Here is a 14,071-nt window from a genome sequence, read left to right on the forward strand (position 1 = left end):
CCTGGCAAGCCGTACTCAAGGCAAACTTGATCGCCGTCAAGCGGTCATTCACCCGCCGCGACATAGTCTCTGCTGGCACTAAGAACCTGCGTTCTACCCGGATCGCAAAGGTCTTGCCTGAGGAGAGATGGAATGCTGACTCGCAACAAAACACCCTTCGTACTGACGCTGGCCAGGCTCAGCTGCGCGCTGGCCCTGGCCCTCTCAACGCAGGCCTTCGCGGCTGCACCTGCACCGGCGACGGCCATGGTCAAGAGCCCCGGCGCACCCGACTTAAGCCAAGCCGAGTTCGATGCTTCGAAGCAGATCTACTTCGAGCGCTGCGCCGGCTGCCACGGTGTGTTGCGCAAGGGCGCCACCGGCAAGCCGCTGACCCCGGACATCACCCAGGCCCGGGGCCAGGCGTATCTGGAAGCCTTGATCACCTACGGCTCCCCCGCCGGCATGCCGAACTGGGGCACCTCCAATGCGCTGACCAAGGCGCAGATCACCAGCATGGCAACCTTCATCCAGCACACCGCGCCGACGCCGCCGGAATGGGGCATGGCCGAAACCCTCAAGACCTGGAAGGTACTGGTCAAGCCCCAAGACCGCCCGAAGAAGCAGCTCAACACGCTGAACCTGGAAAACCTGTTCTCCGTCACCCTGCGTGACGACGGCAAAATCGCCCTGATCGACGGCGACAGCAAAAAAATCGTCAAACTCATCGACACCGGCTACGCCGTGCATATCTCGCGGATCTCCGCTTCGGGCCGCTACCTGCTGGTGATCGGCCGTGACGCCAAGATCGACATGATCGACCTGTGGCCCGCCGAGCCGACCAAGGTCGCCGAGATCAAGGTGGGCATCGAGGCCCGCTCGGTGGAGACCTCCAAGTTCAAGGGCTATGAAGACAAGTACGCGATTGCCGGTTCCTACTGGCCGCCGCAGTTCACCATCATGGACGGCGAGACCCTGGAGCCCAAGCAGATCGTCTCGACCCGTGGCATGACCGTGGACAAACAGGAGTACCACCCGGAACCGCGTGTGGCGGCGATCATCGCCTCCCACGAATGGCCGGAGTTCATCGTCAACGTCAAGGAAACCGGCAAGGTGATGCTGGTCAACTACCAGGACATCAAGAACCTCACCATCACCACCATCGACGCCGCGCCTTTCTTGCATGACGGCGGTTGGGACAGCACCCACCGCTACTTCATGACGGCCGCGAACAACTCCAACAAGGTCGCGGTGATCGACTCCAAGGAGCGCAAGCTCACCGCCCTGGTGGATGTAGGCAAGACCCCGCACCCCGGTCGTGGCGCCAACTTTGTGCACCCGCAATATGGTCCGGTATGGGCCACCAGCCACTTGGGTGACGGTGGGGTTTCGGTGATCGGCACCGACCCGGTCAAGCATCCGCAGTACGCCTGGAAGCAGGTGACCTCGCTCAATGGCCAGGGCGGTGGCTCGCTGTTTATCAAGACCCACCCCAACTCGCGGCACCTGTACGTCGACACCACCCTCAACCCCGACACCAAGCTCAGCCAGTCGGTGGCCGTGTTCAACATCGACAAGCTCGACGCCGGCTACACCGTGCTGCCGATTGCCCAATGGTCGGGCATCAAGCAAGGCGCCCTGCGCGTGGTGCAGCCGGAATACAACAAGGCGGGCGATGAAGTGTGGTTCTCAGTGTGGAACGGCCAGGAAGAGGAGTCGGCGCTGGTGGTGGTCGATGACAAGACCCTCAAGCTCAAGAACGTGATCAAGGACAAGCGCCTGATTACCCCGACCGGCAAGTTCAATGTCTACAACACCCAATTCGACATTTATTGAGCTTCATCAACAAGAGGCAACCCAATGAAAAATATCCTGCTTGCACTCGCGGCCCTGGGCGCGGCGTTGAGCCTGTCCACGGCCGTTGCCGAGGATGGTGCGGCGCTGTTCAAGAGCAAACCCTGCGCTGCCTGCCACACCGTCGACAGCAAGATGGTGGGGCCGGCGCTCAAGGAAGTCGCGGCAAAAAATGCCGGCGTCAAGGACGCTGACAAAACCTTGGCCAGCCACATCAAGAACGGTACCCAGGGTAACTGGGGACCGATTCCGATGCCGGCCAACCCCGTCACCGATGCCGAAGCCCTGACCCTCGCCCAATGGGTGTTGAGCCTGAAATAAGCACAAGGAGCACGCCATGCAAGTCTCGATGATCGGTTCGGCCATGGCGTTGCTTTTCCTCATTCCCGCGCCGGTGCACGGAGCACCGGCGCCTGCGCGCCAGGTCCAGCTGGAACACCTGCTGACCCAGGACTGCGGGGCCTGTCACGGCCTGCATCTGACCGGTGGCCTGGGCCCGGCCCTGACGCCCCAAGCCCTGGCCGGGCAGACCCGCGATGCCCTGATTGCCACCGTGACCTATGGCCGCCCTGCCCTGGCGATGCCTGGCTGGGCGCCGTTGCTCGATGCCGGCGATATTGCCTGGCTGGTGGATCGCCTCCTGCAAGGAACCCCTGCGCCATGATCCGTCCCCTGTTTGTGTGCATTGCCGGCCTGTTGCTCACGGCCTGTGTCCAGCCACCGCTACGCGGCACCGGCGACCTGGGCCTGGTGGTAGAGCGTGCCAGCGGCAGCCTGCTGATTATCGACAGCAGCCACCAGGCGCGCCTGGCCCGGGTCGAGGGGCTGGGGGATTTGTCCCACGCCTCGGCGGTGTTCTCCCGGGACCAGCGCTACGCCTACCTCTTTGGCCGGGACGGCGGGTTGACCAAGGTTGACCTGCTGACCCAGCGCATCGACCAACGCCTGATCCAGGGCGGCAACAGCATCGGTGGCGCGATCAGCCAGGATGGGCGCCTGATTGCGGTCTCCAACTACCAACCGGGCGGGGTCAAGGTGTTCGACGCGGTGACCCTGCAACAGGTGGCCGATATCCCGGCCACGCCCGTGGCCGACGGCAAACGCTCGCGGGTGGTGGGCCTGGTGGATGCGCCAGGGCAGCGCTTTGTGTTCAGCCTGTTTGATACCGACGAGATCTGGAGCGCCGATTTCAGCCAGGGCAACACCCCGGCCATCACCCGCTTCAGCGGTATTGGCCGCCAGCCCTATGACGCGCTGATCACTGCCGATGGCCGTTACTACATGGCCGGTTTGTTTGGCGAGGACGGCATGGCCCAGCTCGACCTGTGGCACCCCGAACTGGGGATCAAGCGCGTGCTGGCCGATTACGGTCGCGGCCAGGAAAAACTGCCGGTGTACAAGATGCCGCATCTGGAAGGCTGGGCCGTGGCCGACAACCAGGCGTTCGTGCCCGCCGTGGGCCGGCACCAGGTGCTGGTGATGGACGCACGCACCTGGCAACAGACCGCCGCCATCGCCGTGGCCGGCCAGCCGATTTTTGTCACCGCACGGCCCGATGGGCGCCAGTTGTGGGTCAACTTCGCCTACCCCGACAACGATCGGGTGCAGGTACTCGACAGTGAAACCCACCAGGTGGTCGCGGACCTGCGCCCCGGCCCCGGTGTGCTGCACATGGAATTCACCGGGCGCGGTGAGCAGCTGTGGTTGTCGGTTCGCGACGGCCAGCAGGTGCAGGTCTGGGATCCTTATCGTTTGACCTTGCTCAAGACCCTGCCGGCCGACAGCCCCAGCGGCATCTTCTTCAGCAGCCGCGCGCAAAAAATGGGGTACTGAGATGGAACTGGATGAACTGACCGCACGCCTGATCGACCGCTATCAACACGGCATGCCGCTGTGTGCCGAGCCTTACCTGGAAATGGCGCAAACCCTGGGTTGCAGCGAGCGCGAGCTGATGGCCTGCCTGCAACGCCTGGAACTGGCGGGCGCGCTGTCGCGGGTCGGGCCGGTGTTCGATCACAGCCGTGCCGGCGCCAGTACCCTCGCCGCCCTGGCGGTGCCCGCCGAGCGCCTGGAGCAAGTGGCGGCGCGCATCAGCCGCTACCCCGAGGTCAATCACAACTACGCCCGCGAACATCACTACAACCTGTGGTTTGTGCTGACCGGGCCTAATCGCCGCCATCTGGAACAGATCCTGGAAGAGCTGGAAAAGGACACCGGCCTGATCCCCCTGGACCTGCCCATGCTTACCTCCTACCGCATCGACCTGGGTTTCGCCCTGGGAGTCCACCCGTGATCGCGCCGCTGAACCATGAACAATTGCTTGACCTGCGCCAGTGCCTGGAGCGCGGGCTGCCGCGCGTGTCGCGGCCCTATGAAGACCTCGCCGAGCAGATCGGAGCCCATCACCTGCAAGTGCTCAAGCAGATGCAGCAATGGCAGGAACAGGGTCTGTTCCGCCGCGTCGGCCTGGTGCTCAACCACCGCGCCCTGGGCTATGTGGCCAATGCGATGCTGGTGCTGGATGTGCCCGATGCACTGATCGATGAAGTCGGCCAGCGCCTGGGCCGCGCGCCGGGCATCACCCTGTGCTACCAGCGGCCACGGCGCTTGCCGCACTGGCGCTACAACCTGTTCTGCATGGTGCACGGGCGTGAACGCGCAGCGGTACAGGCGCAGATCGAGGCGCTGCTGCAACAGCATCTGCTCAGCGACCTGCCCCACCACCTGCTGTTCAGCACGCGCATGTTCAAGCAATGCGGCGGGCGTTTTGCGCCGCCGCCGTCACAGGTATGGGCCCATGGATGAACTCGACCGGCAACTGATCAATCGCCTGCAACGGGGCCTGCCGCTGTTGCGTGATCCATGGCAGGCAGTGGCTGATGAGCTACGCAGCACGCCCGACGCGTTGCTCGACCGCCTGCACCTGCTGCTCGAAGACGGCGTGCTGACGCGCTTCGGGCCGATGTTCGACATCGAGCGCCTGGGGGGCGCGTTCACCCTGGCCGCCCTTGCGGTGCCCGAATCACGTTTTGAAGAGGTCGCGGCGCAACTCAACGACCTGCCGCAAGTGGCCCACAACTACCGGCGCGAGCATCCCTGGAACATGTGGTTTGTGCTGGCCTGCGCAACCTGCGACGACCTCGACCAGACCCTGGCGCATATCCACACCCTGACCGGGCTTGAGGTGCTTAACCTGCCCAAGGAGCAAACCTACCATGTCGGCCTGTATTTCCCGGTTTGACGAGAACCTGGCCCAGCGCCTGGTCCATTTGACCGAAGCCGGCCTGCCGCTGGTGGAAGACCCCTGGACTTGGCTCGCCGAGCAACTGGGCATCAGCGTCGAATCGACCCTGGACCTGCTCAAGCGCCTGCAAGGGGAAGGCGCCATCCGCCGGATCGCCGCCGTGCCGAACCACTATCGCCTGGGCTACCGCCACAACGGCATGACCGTGTGGGATGTGTGCGACGAACAGATGCCGCGCCTGGGCGAACTGATCGGCGCCCAGCCCTTTGTCAGCCATTGCTACCGCCGCCCCCGGCGCGCGGACTGGCCGTACAACCTGTTCGCCATGGTGCATGGACGTAGCCGTGAAGAAATCGACAGTTACCGCGAACACCTGCGCTTCCTGCTGGGCGATGCCAGCCGGGCGGACGAGATGCTGGTGAGCAGTCGCATCCTGAAAAAAACCGGCTTGCGCCTGAGCTCTCCCCTCGCTCCTGCACGTGCGCGCTGAAGAAGGAACATCTTATGCTTAGGATCAGTCATTACCTGCGCACCCTGGCCGGCCAATGCCCACCACCGCGCAGCGCCAAACCGGGCAGCCAGCGCGCGCCGGTGGTGATCTGGAACCTGCTGCGCCGTTGCAACCTGACCTGCAAGCACTGCTATGCCACCAGCGCCGACAGCGTGTTCCGCGATGAACTGGACACCGAGGCCGCACTGAAGGTGATCGATGACCTGCACGAGGCCGGGGTCAAGGTGTTGATCCTCTCGGGCGGCGAACCCCTGCTGCGCGAGGACCTGTTCCAACTCAGCGCCTATGCCCGTGCCAAGGGCTTTTTTGTTGCGCTGTCGAGCAATGGCACGCTGATCGATGAAGGCAACATCCAGCAGATCGCCGCCGCACGCTTTGACTATGTGGGCATCAGCATCGATGGCTTGAAGGCCACCCACGATGCATTCCGCCAATGCGAAGGTAGTTTCGAGCGCTCGATGCACGCCATCAACCTGTGCCGCCAGGCGGGTATCCGCGTTGGCCTGCGCACGACCCTGACCCAGGAAAACCACGCGCAGCTCCCGCAATTGCTGGCCTTGATGCGTGAATACGATGTGCAGAAGTTTTACCTCTCGCACCTCAACTACAGTGGGCGCGGCAAACGCAGCCGGCAACTGGACGCGCACCAGCAGATGAGCCGCGAGGCGATGCTGATGATTTTCCAGCAGGCCTGGGACGACATCCAGAATGGCGTGGCCAGTGATTTTGTCAGCGGCAACAACGACGCCGACGCCGTGTTGCTGCTGCAATGGGTGCACCAGCACCTGCCGGAACACTACCCGCAACTTGAACACCTGCTGCATGCCTGGGGCGGCAATGCCTCGGGCAGCGGCATTGCCAATATCGACAACACCGGCGAAGTGCACCCGGACACTTACTGGTGGCAATACTCGGTGGGCAATGTGCGCCACACCTCGTTCCGCGAGATCTGGCTGGAGCGCCCCGACCCGTTGCTGCTGCGCCTGCGCCAATACCCACGCCAGATCGGTGGCCGTTGTACCGAGTGCCGCTGGCTGGGGATTTGCAACGGCAACACGCGCACCCGCGCCTGGGCCGACGGCGACCTCTGGGGCCCGGACCCCGGTTGCTACCTCAGCGATGCAGAGATCGCCCGTACACCGCCCACCTTGATTCCTTGCTCGGCACGCTGAACCACCGGCCGGCCACCTGGTGACACAACCGGGGGCTGCCAACCTGATGATGAACCAAGGAAGTCTCATGCACTCATCCCACGCATTACCCTCCGTGCTGCACAGCCCCTTCCACCCCGGCGAAGTCGCCCTGGTCGGCGCCGGCCCCGGTGACCCGCGCCTGCTCACCCTGCGCGCCTGGAGCCTGCTGATGCAGGCCGATGCGGTGGTGTTCGATCGCCTGATCAGTGCCGATCTGCTGACCCTGATCCCACTGACCTGCGCCCGGCATTACGTGGGCAAGACCAGCGGTTATCACAGCCTGCCCCAGGCGCAGATCAACGAACTGCTGGCCGAACTGGCCCAGCAGGGGCAGCGGGTGGTGCGGCTCAAGGGCGGCGACCCGTTCGTGTTTGGCCGCGGTGCCGAAGAGCTGGAGTACCTGCTGGCGCAAGGTGTGTCGTGCCAGGTGGTGCCCGGCATCACGGCGGCATCCGGTTGCAGCGCCTATGCGGGCATCCCGCTGACCCATCGTGACCTGGTCAACTCGTGCCGCTTCGTCACCGGGCATTTGCAGCGCGACGGCGAATTGAAGTTGCCCTGGGACAGCCTCGCCGACGGCAGCCAGACCCTGGTGTTCTACATGGGCCTGTCGAACCTGGCGATGATCGCCGAGCGCCTGATCGGTGCCGGCCTGCCCGGCGACACGCCAGCGGCGCTGATCTGCAACGGCGCCCGCGCCGACCAGCAGGTGCATCGCGGCACCCTGCGCCTGCTGCCAGCCCTGGCGCTGATGTGCGAGCCCGGCGTGCCGACCTTGACGGTGATCGGGCAGGTGGTCGACCTGTTTGCCGACGCCGCCCTGCACTACCCCGCCAGCCTTGTGCCCGGCCACTTCGCGGCGTCCAGGGTGGCGGTATGAAACGCCTGTGGCTGGTGCCGCTGCTCTGGGCCAGCGCCGCCCACGGCGCACCGGATGCCGCCGCCGATTACCAGCAGCATTGCCAAAGCTGCCATGGCCTCAACCGGGTCGGCAGCAGCGGCCCGGCGTTGTTGCCCGAGAGCCTGGGGCGAATCAAGCCGGCCGAGATGCGCCAGGTGATCGAACACGGCCGCCCGGCCAGCCAGATGGCGGCATTCGCGCCGCTGCTGACGGCGCAACAGATCGACGCCCTGGTGAGTTTTCTGCAACAGCCGCCGGCCACCCCCGCGACCTGGAACGAACAGGATATCCGTAGCAGCCATCGCCAATTGGCCGACCTCAGCCAACTGCCGAGCACCCCGCAACACCACGCCGACCCGCTGAACCTGTTTGTGGTGGTGGAGTCCGGCGACCATCACATCGATATTCTCGACGGTGATCGCTTTGAAGTGCTCGACCGCTTTGCCTCGCACTTTGCCGTACATGGCGGGCCAAAGTTTTCTCCGGACGGGCGTTTTGTGTACTTTGCTTCGCGCGACGGCTGGATCAGCCTGTATGACCTGCACAACCTCAAGCTGATCGCCGAGGTCCGCGCCGGGCTCAATACCCGCAACCTCGCGGTGAGCAAGGACGGGCGCTGGGTGCTGGTGGGCAATTACCTGCCGGGCAACCTGGTGGTGCTGGATGCGCGCGATCTGTCGCTGGTCAAGACCTTACCGACAAACTCGCGGGTCAGCGCGGTGTACACCGCTCCTCCGCGCAACAGCTTTATCGTCGCCCTCAAGGATGTGAATGAGGTTTGGGAGTTGTCCTATGCGGCGCCCAGCCCGAGCTTCGAACCCCGGCGCATCCAGGCCCAGGATGTACTCGATGATTTTTCCTTTTCACCTGACTATCGCCAACTGCTCGCCACCTCGCGCAAGGCCGGCGGCGGGCAAGTGATCGACCTCGACTCCGGGCAGGTGGTCACCGACATTGCGCTGGCCGGCATGCCGCACCTGGGCTCGGGGACTTACTGGCAGCGCAACGGGCAGTGGGTGTTTGCCACGCCGAATATCAGCAAGGGGCAGATTTCGGTGCTGGACCTCAAGACCTGGAAGCTGATCAAACAGATCCCCACGCTCGGGCCGGGGTTCTTTATGCGCAGCCACAGCAATTCGCGCTATGTGTGGAGTGATGTGTTTTTTGCGCCCGGCAATGATTCGATCCACTTGATCGACAAGCAGACCCTGGAAATCGCCCACACCTTGCGGCCCATGCCGGGCAAGACGGCGGCGCACGTGGAGTTCACCCGGGATGGGCGTTACCTGCTGTTGAGCATCTGGGATCGCGAGGGTGCGTTGATCGTGTATGACAGCCAGACGCTGCAGGAGGTCAAGCGGATTCCCATGAACAAGCCTTCGGGCAAGTACAACGTGGGGAACAAGATCGAGTTTGCTGAGGGGACTTCACATTGATGTGGGGGTGGATGACTGGCGATAGCGGTGTACCCGCCAAGAGGGATGGTGAGTGGGCTGCAGCTATCGCGGGCAAGCCCGCTCCCACAGGGGATCTGCTTGGCCACACCACCGACCCACTGTAGGAGCTGGCTAGCCCGTTCTTGCAGGGGATCTCGCTCAGAAGGCGTAGGTAGCGCCCAGGCTAAGCACTTCGCCTTTGATCTCGGCTTTTCCTTCTAGCGACGCGGCGCCAAGACGGTCAATGTTCTTGGTCTTGAGCTTGACACTTTGCACAAACTGCCGCGAATAAGCGCCGTCGATGCTCAAGCCCGGAATCGCCCGGATGTGGTAGCCAAAACCCAGGGACGCAAATACCCGATCACCATCCGGGATCCGTGGGTCGCGGGTGGAGTTGGGGGTTGGGGTCTGGTCAAATGCCACGCCGCTGCGCAGGGTGAAGTCGTCGGTGAGGGCGTAGTCGCCACCGATGGCGTACGTCCAGGTGTTTTTGTAGTTGTACGGAATCGATACCAGGGTGCTGCCATCCGACTTCAAGGTCAGCGCCTTGAACGATGACCATTGGGTCCAGGTGGCACTCAGGCCCAGGGTCAAGCGCTCAGAAAACCGGTGGACCCAGTCCAGGGACGCATTGGCCGGGATGTCCAACTGTGCCGAGGCATTGGCACCACCGGGATACAGATGCAGGCCCGGATAGGCCAGTTCGACCAGGGTCTTGCCATCGAGTACCGGGGTGGTCATCAGGTCCCTGGAAAGTGCATCGGCGTGGATATTGTATTTACCCTCCAGCTTGTTACTGATCTTGGCGTGGTAGTTCAGGCCGAAGGTGTCTTGCAACGTCGGCTTCCAGGCCATGCCGGCAAACCAGCCCAGGGAGGTGTTCTCGACCTTGACCCGCATCAAGGCGCTGCCCTGGCCCGCCGGAAAGGGAATGTTGCCCAGGTCCGGCGACTGCGCGGCGGCGGCATACAGGTCGACGTTCTGGCTCACGAAGCCTTTGGTGTGCTGCACAATCGCACCGCCGCCCACGGCAAACTGCTCATTGACCTTGAACGATAACGAACCGGTCAGGCCCACGGTTTCGATCTTGGTGTCCACCGCAAAGTCGCGGCCTTTCCAGTCTTCGTCCCACGTCGTGCGTGCGCCCATGGGCACCACTTGGCTCAGGCCGAAGGCAAAGCGCTCGTTGAGCGGTATCACCACAAAGCCGCTCGGCACCCAGGCGTCGAAGCCGCCTTGGCCACCGTTGCCAGTACGGGGGGTGGACGTCGTGAGGCCAGTGTCCGGGTCGAACACCGTGCTGGACGCCGGATTGCCCATGTAGTCATGTGCCGAGCCTTTGTATTTGATGTCGATGTCGGCGTAGTTGAGGGTGAACTGCGAGATGCTCTGGTCAATGAATGCCATCGCCGCCGGGTTGTTGTAGGCCGCCGAGGGATCGTTCTGGAACATCGCCCCTCCACCGAACGCCCGCCCCCAGCCGGCAGTACTGGCCGTCGGCGTCATGAATGCACCCGCCTGGACCTGACTGCCCCCGGCCATCAGCCCAGCCCACATTGCCAGGCCGAGGCATACCCGGGCCTGCTGCTTCTTGTCACTCATGCTCGACTCCTTTTTGTTATCCGCCGTACAACAGGCGCCTCTATCGAGGCGCCTGCCTTTCACGGGTGATCAGCCCTTTGCACCAGAGAGTGAGTTGCTCACGGCCCTACGCTGAGCGTCGGCACCCTGACGCTCAAGGATTGGACGGCGCAGTTGCCGGACAGCGGTTGGTTTTTACCGGTCAGGGTGCGGGTCGCCTGGTCCCATTCACCATTCAACGTACCCGCGCCGCAGTTGGATGCCGGGAATGCCACGGTCCAGCCCACGTTTGACACGGTGCCAGTGCCGGTGCCCGTGCTCGCGTTATAGCTGGTGGCGGTCAACACCCAGCCAGGAGACGGAATGTTTTTCAGCTTCGGCAGATTGCACAGGCCACCGCCGGTCAATGTGGCCGACGTCACGGTGGCGACACCACCGCTGACATTGCCGCCGAACACGATGCCGCACGAAATGGGAGCTCCCAGGGAAGATGGCGACGTTACAACAATGGTGCCTGGATCAGTGGTAAACGGGCCTTCCGGGGTGATCGACACAGCGCTGGCCATGGAAGCTGCGCCAAACAGCAGAGCAAAGGAACTTATACAAACGAGGGTCTTCAAGCTTTTCATTATTTTTCCTCACATAAATAGCGAACTAAGTCGCCGGGATAATGGCCATGATCAAGCGCCCACGGTAAACCGCAAGACGCTCTTTCCAGCCAAATTCAAATTCAACTAACGATATACTTACACTTGTTTAAGCAACAACTTCCCGAGTCAAAGTCGCATTGAGTCCGCCGTAATGATTAATCGGCAAATCACTAAAAGCCAAACTTTGCGCAGGTGTAACTTAAAATCCTTGCGCGCCTCAAATGCCATGCCTGCCGCACTAAAAGCCAAGGCATAGACACTGAGCAAGGACACAGCCATTAAGTAAGTTTCAATTTAAAATTCTTTTTCAAAATTCGTATTAAATAATCTACCTGAAAAAACGCCGCACACCAGAGGGCATTTTCCATTTGCGACTAGTCCTACGAATTAGCTGTGTATGCAGTAGGAATACCCATTAAAACGGACACTTCAATACGCGGGTTATATGTAGAAGGACTTATACGCCGGCCTGCGCATTACCATTGGCCGCACATTTGCGCACAAAGTCTTGTACCCCGTCACAGGGCAATGCTTTGCTGAAATACCAGCCCTGGATAATCAGCTCTGCCCCGGCGTGGCCCCTGCCCGACTGCACGAAGGCCAATTGCTCGGCCGTTTCCACCCCTTCAACCACCACTCCCAGGTTCAGCGCTTCGCAAAAGCGCAACATGCCGATCAATACCTGGGCGCCCTTGGGGTCCTGCTGGGCCACGACAAAGCTGCGGTCGATCTTGATGTAGTCCACCGGGAACTGGTGCAGATAACTCAGCGCGGAAAACCCGGTGCCAAAGTCGTCGATATAGACCTTGGCCCCAATGCCCTGCAGTTTTTCGATCATCTGCCGGGTCATCTGAATGTCGCCCACCAGCGCATCCTCGGTAATCTCCACCGACACCTGGCCGTTGGCCTGGGACAGGATTTGCACCAGTTGCCGGCCATACGCCGGGGCGGTCAGGGTGGCACTGGAGACATTGATGGTGATCGGCAGCGCAAAGCCGATTTTCTGCCACTTCAGGTATTGGCGTACGGCCTGGGAGGCGACCCACAAGTCTACGTCCGGCATCAACCGGGCCTGGGCCAGCCACTGGAGGAACTCCCAGGGCGAGTGCACCTTGCCTTGACCGTCGCGGGCCCGCATCAGTGCTTCGCAGCCAGTGCACAGGCCCGTCAGGGAGGACACCTGGGGTTGGTACTCCAGGTAGAACTCGTAGTCGCTGATCTGCTGGATCCTGCTCAACTCAATGGCCTGGCGTGCCAGCGCCTTGTGCGACGCCAGCACCGGGTCCAGTTCCAGTAGGCGGCCTTTTTCTTCGAGCCCGTGAAAGGTCATGTCAAATGACTTGAGGTAAACCGTACCGCCCTCTTGCGCCTGGCGATGGATCGCGCGCACGTAGGGCGCATAGACGAGCGTGCCCAAGCCCAGCAGCACCAGTTGCAACGCCACCGCAGCCAGGTCGCCCTGGGTGCTCAGGTAGGCATTGAGCAGCACCGGCGCGGTAAATGGCACGCTGGCCACCGCAGGCGAAACCCAGCCGGCCTGCACCACCAGTAACGCCAATACCGTGTTGATCACCGGCACGGCTAAAAAGGGTATGAACAGGCGCGGGTTGAGGATGATCGGCAAGCCGAACAGCAACACTTCGCTGACGTTGAACAGTGACAGCGGCAGGCTGGCCACTGCCAGCAGGCGCATGGATTGGGTCTTGGAAAACAGCAGGATCGCCAGCAACAGGCACAGGGAACCGCCAGCCCCGCCAATAAAGGCAAAGCAGCCCAGTAGGCCGCCGTTCAACAGGTACCGGATCGGTTCCCCCGCCGCCAGCGCCGTGCTGTTGAGCACCACGGCCTGGTCCAGTGCGTCAAACAGCGGTTGCATCGCGTACACACCATGGATGCCAAAAAACCACAGCAGCGAGTTGATCGCCGTGACAAACATCCCGCTGCCATAAGGCGACTGCAACGCATCAAGCATTACCGGGCCCTGGAACTGCACCACATGGGGTACCTGCAACAGCAACGACAAGATCACCACCAGCAGCAATGCGGTGATTGCCCCTGGCACCACCATGTTGACGGTGCCCTTGAGGTTGTGCCCCACCAGGTCTTCGTTGACCAGGCGGGTCCAGCGCCACCGATGCAGCCAGGCAATCGCCGGGACATTGATCAGTGGCGAAGCAATAGCAATAAACAGAACGAAGGTTGCCGACGCCCGTGGATAATCGCGCAGGACAAAGGTCGCAATGACCACATGCGCCAGGCACAGGAAGGCCACCGGCAACTGTGGCAAGCGGTGCTGGATCGCCAGCATATAGCCGATGGAAGCCGCCACCAGCAGCGGCATCACTGAACTGATCTTGGCATGCAGGCCCGCCAGGAAGGCCACCAGCGGCGGGGGAAAATCGAGGATACGCGCACATTCAGACAACAGCAGGAACCCTGCCGAAACCAGCAGGCACGGCAAGATCCATAGCAAGCCTTCGCGGATGGCCCGCAGCGACTCTGTGCTCGCCAAAGCCGCCAGGCGCCGGGTGAAGAAGAGTTTGAACAGCGTTTGCGCCATGATTATCTCCTTGCCCTGGGGCCATCCCAGCGGGGCCAGCCCCTCGACCAGAGTCTTCAACGATGGCTTAACGCTACACGTGCAGGCCGCGAAAATGAAAGGACTTTGCCGCGTCTGGCGGCGATGCGCCGTCTTGCGGGGCCAGTTGGCGTGCAGACAAGG

At 62.4% G+C, this 14,071-nt stretch carries 14 protein-coding genes; 11 read left to right on the plus strand and 3 right to left on the minus strand.

Going from position 1 to position 14,071, the window contains the following annotated elements; translation table 11 throughout:
* The first annotated feature begins 132 nt into the window (after positions 1–132).
* From AC19YY_RS13225 to AC19YY_RS13275, 11 genes are all read left to right on the plus strand, one after another.
* On the plus strand, positions 133–1,815 hold the full coding sequence (locus AC19YY_RS13225) for a cytochrome D1 domain-containing protein (protein ID WP_169953118.1): 1,683 nt from the start codon (positions 133–135) through the stop codon (positions 1,813–1,815).
* A 24-nt stretch (positions 1,816–1,839) separates the two neighbouring features.
* Entirely contained in the window at positions 1,840–2,154 is a 315-nt protein-coding gene (locus AC19YY_RS13230; protein ID WP_170041267.1) for a c-type cytochrome, read from the plus strand.
* 16 nt (positions 2,155–2,170) lie between these two features.
* A complete protein-coding gene (locus tag AC19YY_RS13235; protein WP_500604316.1) occupies positions 2,171–2,497 on the plus strand; it encodes a c-type cytochrome in 327 nt (108 codons plus the stop codon).
* The gene (locus AC19YY_RS13240; protein WP_500604317.1) at positions 2,494–3,666 is read left to right on the plus strand and encodes a cytochrome D1 domain-containing protein; all 1,173 of its coding nucleotides are present in this window, start codon (positions 2,494–2,496) and stop codon (positions 3,664–3,666) included. Before AC19YY_RS13235 ends, AC19YY_RS13240 begins: the two co-directional genes overlap by 4 nt.
* Position 3,667: 1 nt before the next feature.
* A complete protein-coding gene (locus AC19YY_RS13245; protein ID WP_169864180.1) occupies positions 3,668–4,126 on the plus strand; it encodes an Lrp/AsnC family transcriptional regulator in 459 nt (152 codons plus the stop codon).
* Positions 4,123–4,638 carry a siroheme decarboxylase subunit beta gene (ahbB, locus tag AC19YY_RS13250; protein ID WP_169953109.1) on the plus strand — a complete coding sequence of 172 codons (516 nt, stop codon included), beginning with the start codon at positions 4,123–4,125 and terminating at the stop codon, positions 4,636–4,638. Before AC19YY_RS13245 ends, ahbB (AC19YY_RS13250) begins: the two co-directional genes overlap by 4 nt.
* Positions 4,631–5,074: an Lrp/AsnC family transcriptional regulator gene (locus tag AC19YY_RS13255; RefSeq protein WP_500604318.1), complete on the plus strand. Its 444-nt coding sequence runs from the start codon at positions 4,631–4,633 to the stop codon at positions 5,072–5,074. Before ahbB (AC19YY_RS13250) ends, AC19YY_RS13255 begins: the two co-directional genes overlap by 8 nt.
* Entirely contained in the window at positions 5,049–5,567 is a 519-nt protein-coding gene (gene ahbB / locus AC19YY_RS13260; protein ID WP_500604319.1) for a siroheme decarboxylase subunit beta, read from the plus strand. Before AC19YY_RS13255 ends, ahbB (AC19YY_RS13260) begins: the two co-directional genes overlap by 26 nt.
* Positions 5,568–5,581: 14 nt before the next feature.
* A complete protein-coding gene (gene nirJ / locus AC19YY_RS13265; RefSeq protein WP_169953103.1) occupies positions 5,582–6,760 on the plus strand; it encodes a heme d1 biosynthesis radical SAM protein NirJ in 1,179 nt (392 codons plus the stop codon).
* Between the two features lie 67 nt (positions 6,761–6,827).
* A complete protein-coding gene (cobA, locus tag AC19YY_RS13270; RefSeq protein ID WP_500604320.1) occupies positions 6,828–7,661 on the plus strand; it encodes a uroporphyrinogen-III C-methyltransferase in 834 nt (277 codons plus the stop codon).
* Positions 7,658–9,118: a cytochrome D1 domain-containing protein gene (locus tag AC19YY_RS13275; RefSeq protein WP_170057216.1), complete on the plus strand. Its 1,461-nt coding sequence runs from the start codon at positions 7,658–7,660 to the stop codon at positions 9,116–9,118. The genes cobA and AC19YY_RS13275 overlap by 4 nt, the downstream gene beginning before the upstream one ends.
* A gap of 159 nt (positions 9,119–9,277) precedes the next feature.
* Here the strand turns inward: AC19YY_RS13275 and AC19YY_RS13280 are convergent, their stop codons facing one another.
* The 3 genes from AC19YY_RS13280 to AC19YY_RS13290 form a co-directional block, all read right to left on the minus strand.
* Entirely contained in the window at positions 9,278–10,720 is a 1,443-nt protein-coding gene (locus AC19YY_RS13280; RefSeq protein ID WP_500604321.1) for an outer membrane protein transport protein, read from the minus strand.
* Between the two features lie 98 nt (positions 10,721–10,818).
* The gene (gene praB / locus AC19YY_RS13285; protein WP_169953093.1) at positions 10,819–11,328 is read right to left on the minus strand and encodes an alkane oxidation protein activator PraB; all 510 of its coding nucleotides are present in this window, start codon (positions 11,326–11,328) and stop codon (positions 10,819–10,821) included.
* 478 nt (positions 11,329–11,806) lie between these two features.
* Positions 11,807–13,909: an EAL domain-containing protein gene (locus AC19YY_RS13290; RefSeq protein ID WP_500604322.1), complete on the minus strand. Its 2,103-nt coding sequence runs from the start codon at positions 13,907–13,909 to the stop codon at positions 11,807–11,809.
* Between the last annotated feature and the right edge of the window lie 162 nt (positions 13,910–14,071).

Source organism: Pseudomonas sp. MF09156 (assembly GCF_059862305.1).

What these genes read in the sequence shown, in the direction of transcription:
- praB (WP_169953093.1), bottom strand. Translation starts at nt 11,328, where the DNA reads ATGAAAAGCTTGAAGACCCTCGTTTGTATAAGTTCCTTTGCTCTGCTG.
- nirJ (WP_169953103.1), top strand. Translation starts at nt 5,582, where the DNA reads ATGCTTAGGATCAGTCATTACCTGCGCACCCTGGCCGGCCAATGCCCA.
- AC19YY_RS13255 (WP_500604318.1), top strand. Translation starts at nt 4,631, where the DNA reads ATGGATGAACTCGACCGGCAACTGATCAATCGCCTGCAACGGGGCCTG.
- AC19YY_RS13240 (WP_500604317.1), top strand. Translation starts at nt 2,494, where the DNA reads ATGATCCGTCCCCTGTTTGTGTGCATTGCCGGCCTGTTGCTCACGGCC.
- cobA (WP_500604320.1), top strand. Translation starts at nt 6,828, where the DNA reads ATGCACTCATCCCACGCATTACCCTCCGTGCTGCACAGCCCCTTCCAC.
- AC19YY_RS13275 (WP_170057216.1), top strand. Translation starts at nt 7,658, where the DNA reads ATGAAACGCCTGTGGCTGGTGCCGCTGCTCTGGGCCAGCGCCGCCCAC.
- ahbB (WP_500604319.1), top strand. Translation starts at nt 5,049, where the DNA reads ATGTCGGCCTGTATTTCCCGGTTTGACGAGAACCTGGCCCAGCGCCTG.
- AC19YY_RS13245 (WP_169864180.1), top strand. Translation starts at nt 3,668, where the DNA reads ATGGAACTGGATGAACTGACCGCACGCCTGATCGACCGCTATCAACAC.
- AC19YY_RS13280 (WP_500604321.1), bottom strand. Translation starts at nt 10,720, where the DNA reads ATGAGTGACAAGAAGCAGCAGGCCCGGGTATGCCTCGGCCTGGCAATG.
- AC19YY_RS13225 (WP_169953118.1), top strand. Translation starts at nt 133, where the DNA reads ATGCTGACTCGCAACAAAACACCCTTCGTACTGACGCTGGCCAGGCTC.
- AC19YY_RS13235 (WP_500604316.1), top strand. Translation starts at nt 2,171, where the DNA reads ATGCAAGTCTCGATGATCGGTTCGGCCATGGCGTTGCTTTTCCTCATT.
- AC19YY_RS13230 (WP_170041267.1), top strand. Translation starts at nt 1,840, where the DNA reads ATGAAAAATATCCTGCTTGCACTCGCGGCCCTGGGCGCGGCGTTGAGC.
- AC19YY_RS13290 (WP_500604322.1), bottom strand. Translation starts at nt 13,909, where the DNA reads ATGGCGCAAACGCTGTTCAAACTCTTCTTCACCCGGCGCCTGGCGGCT.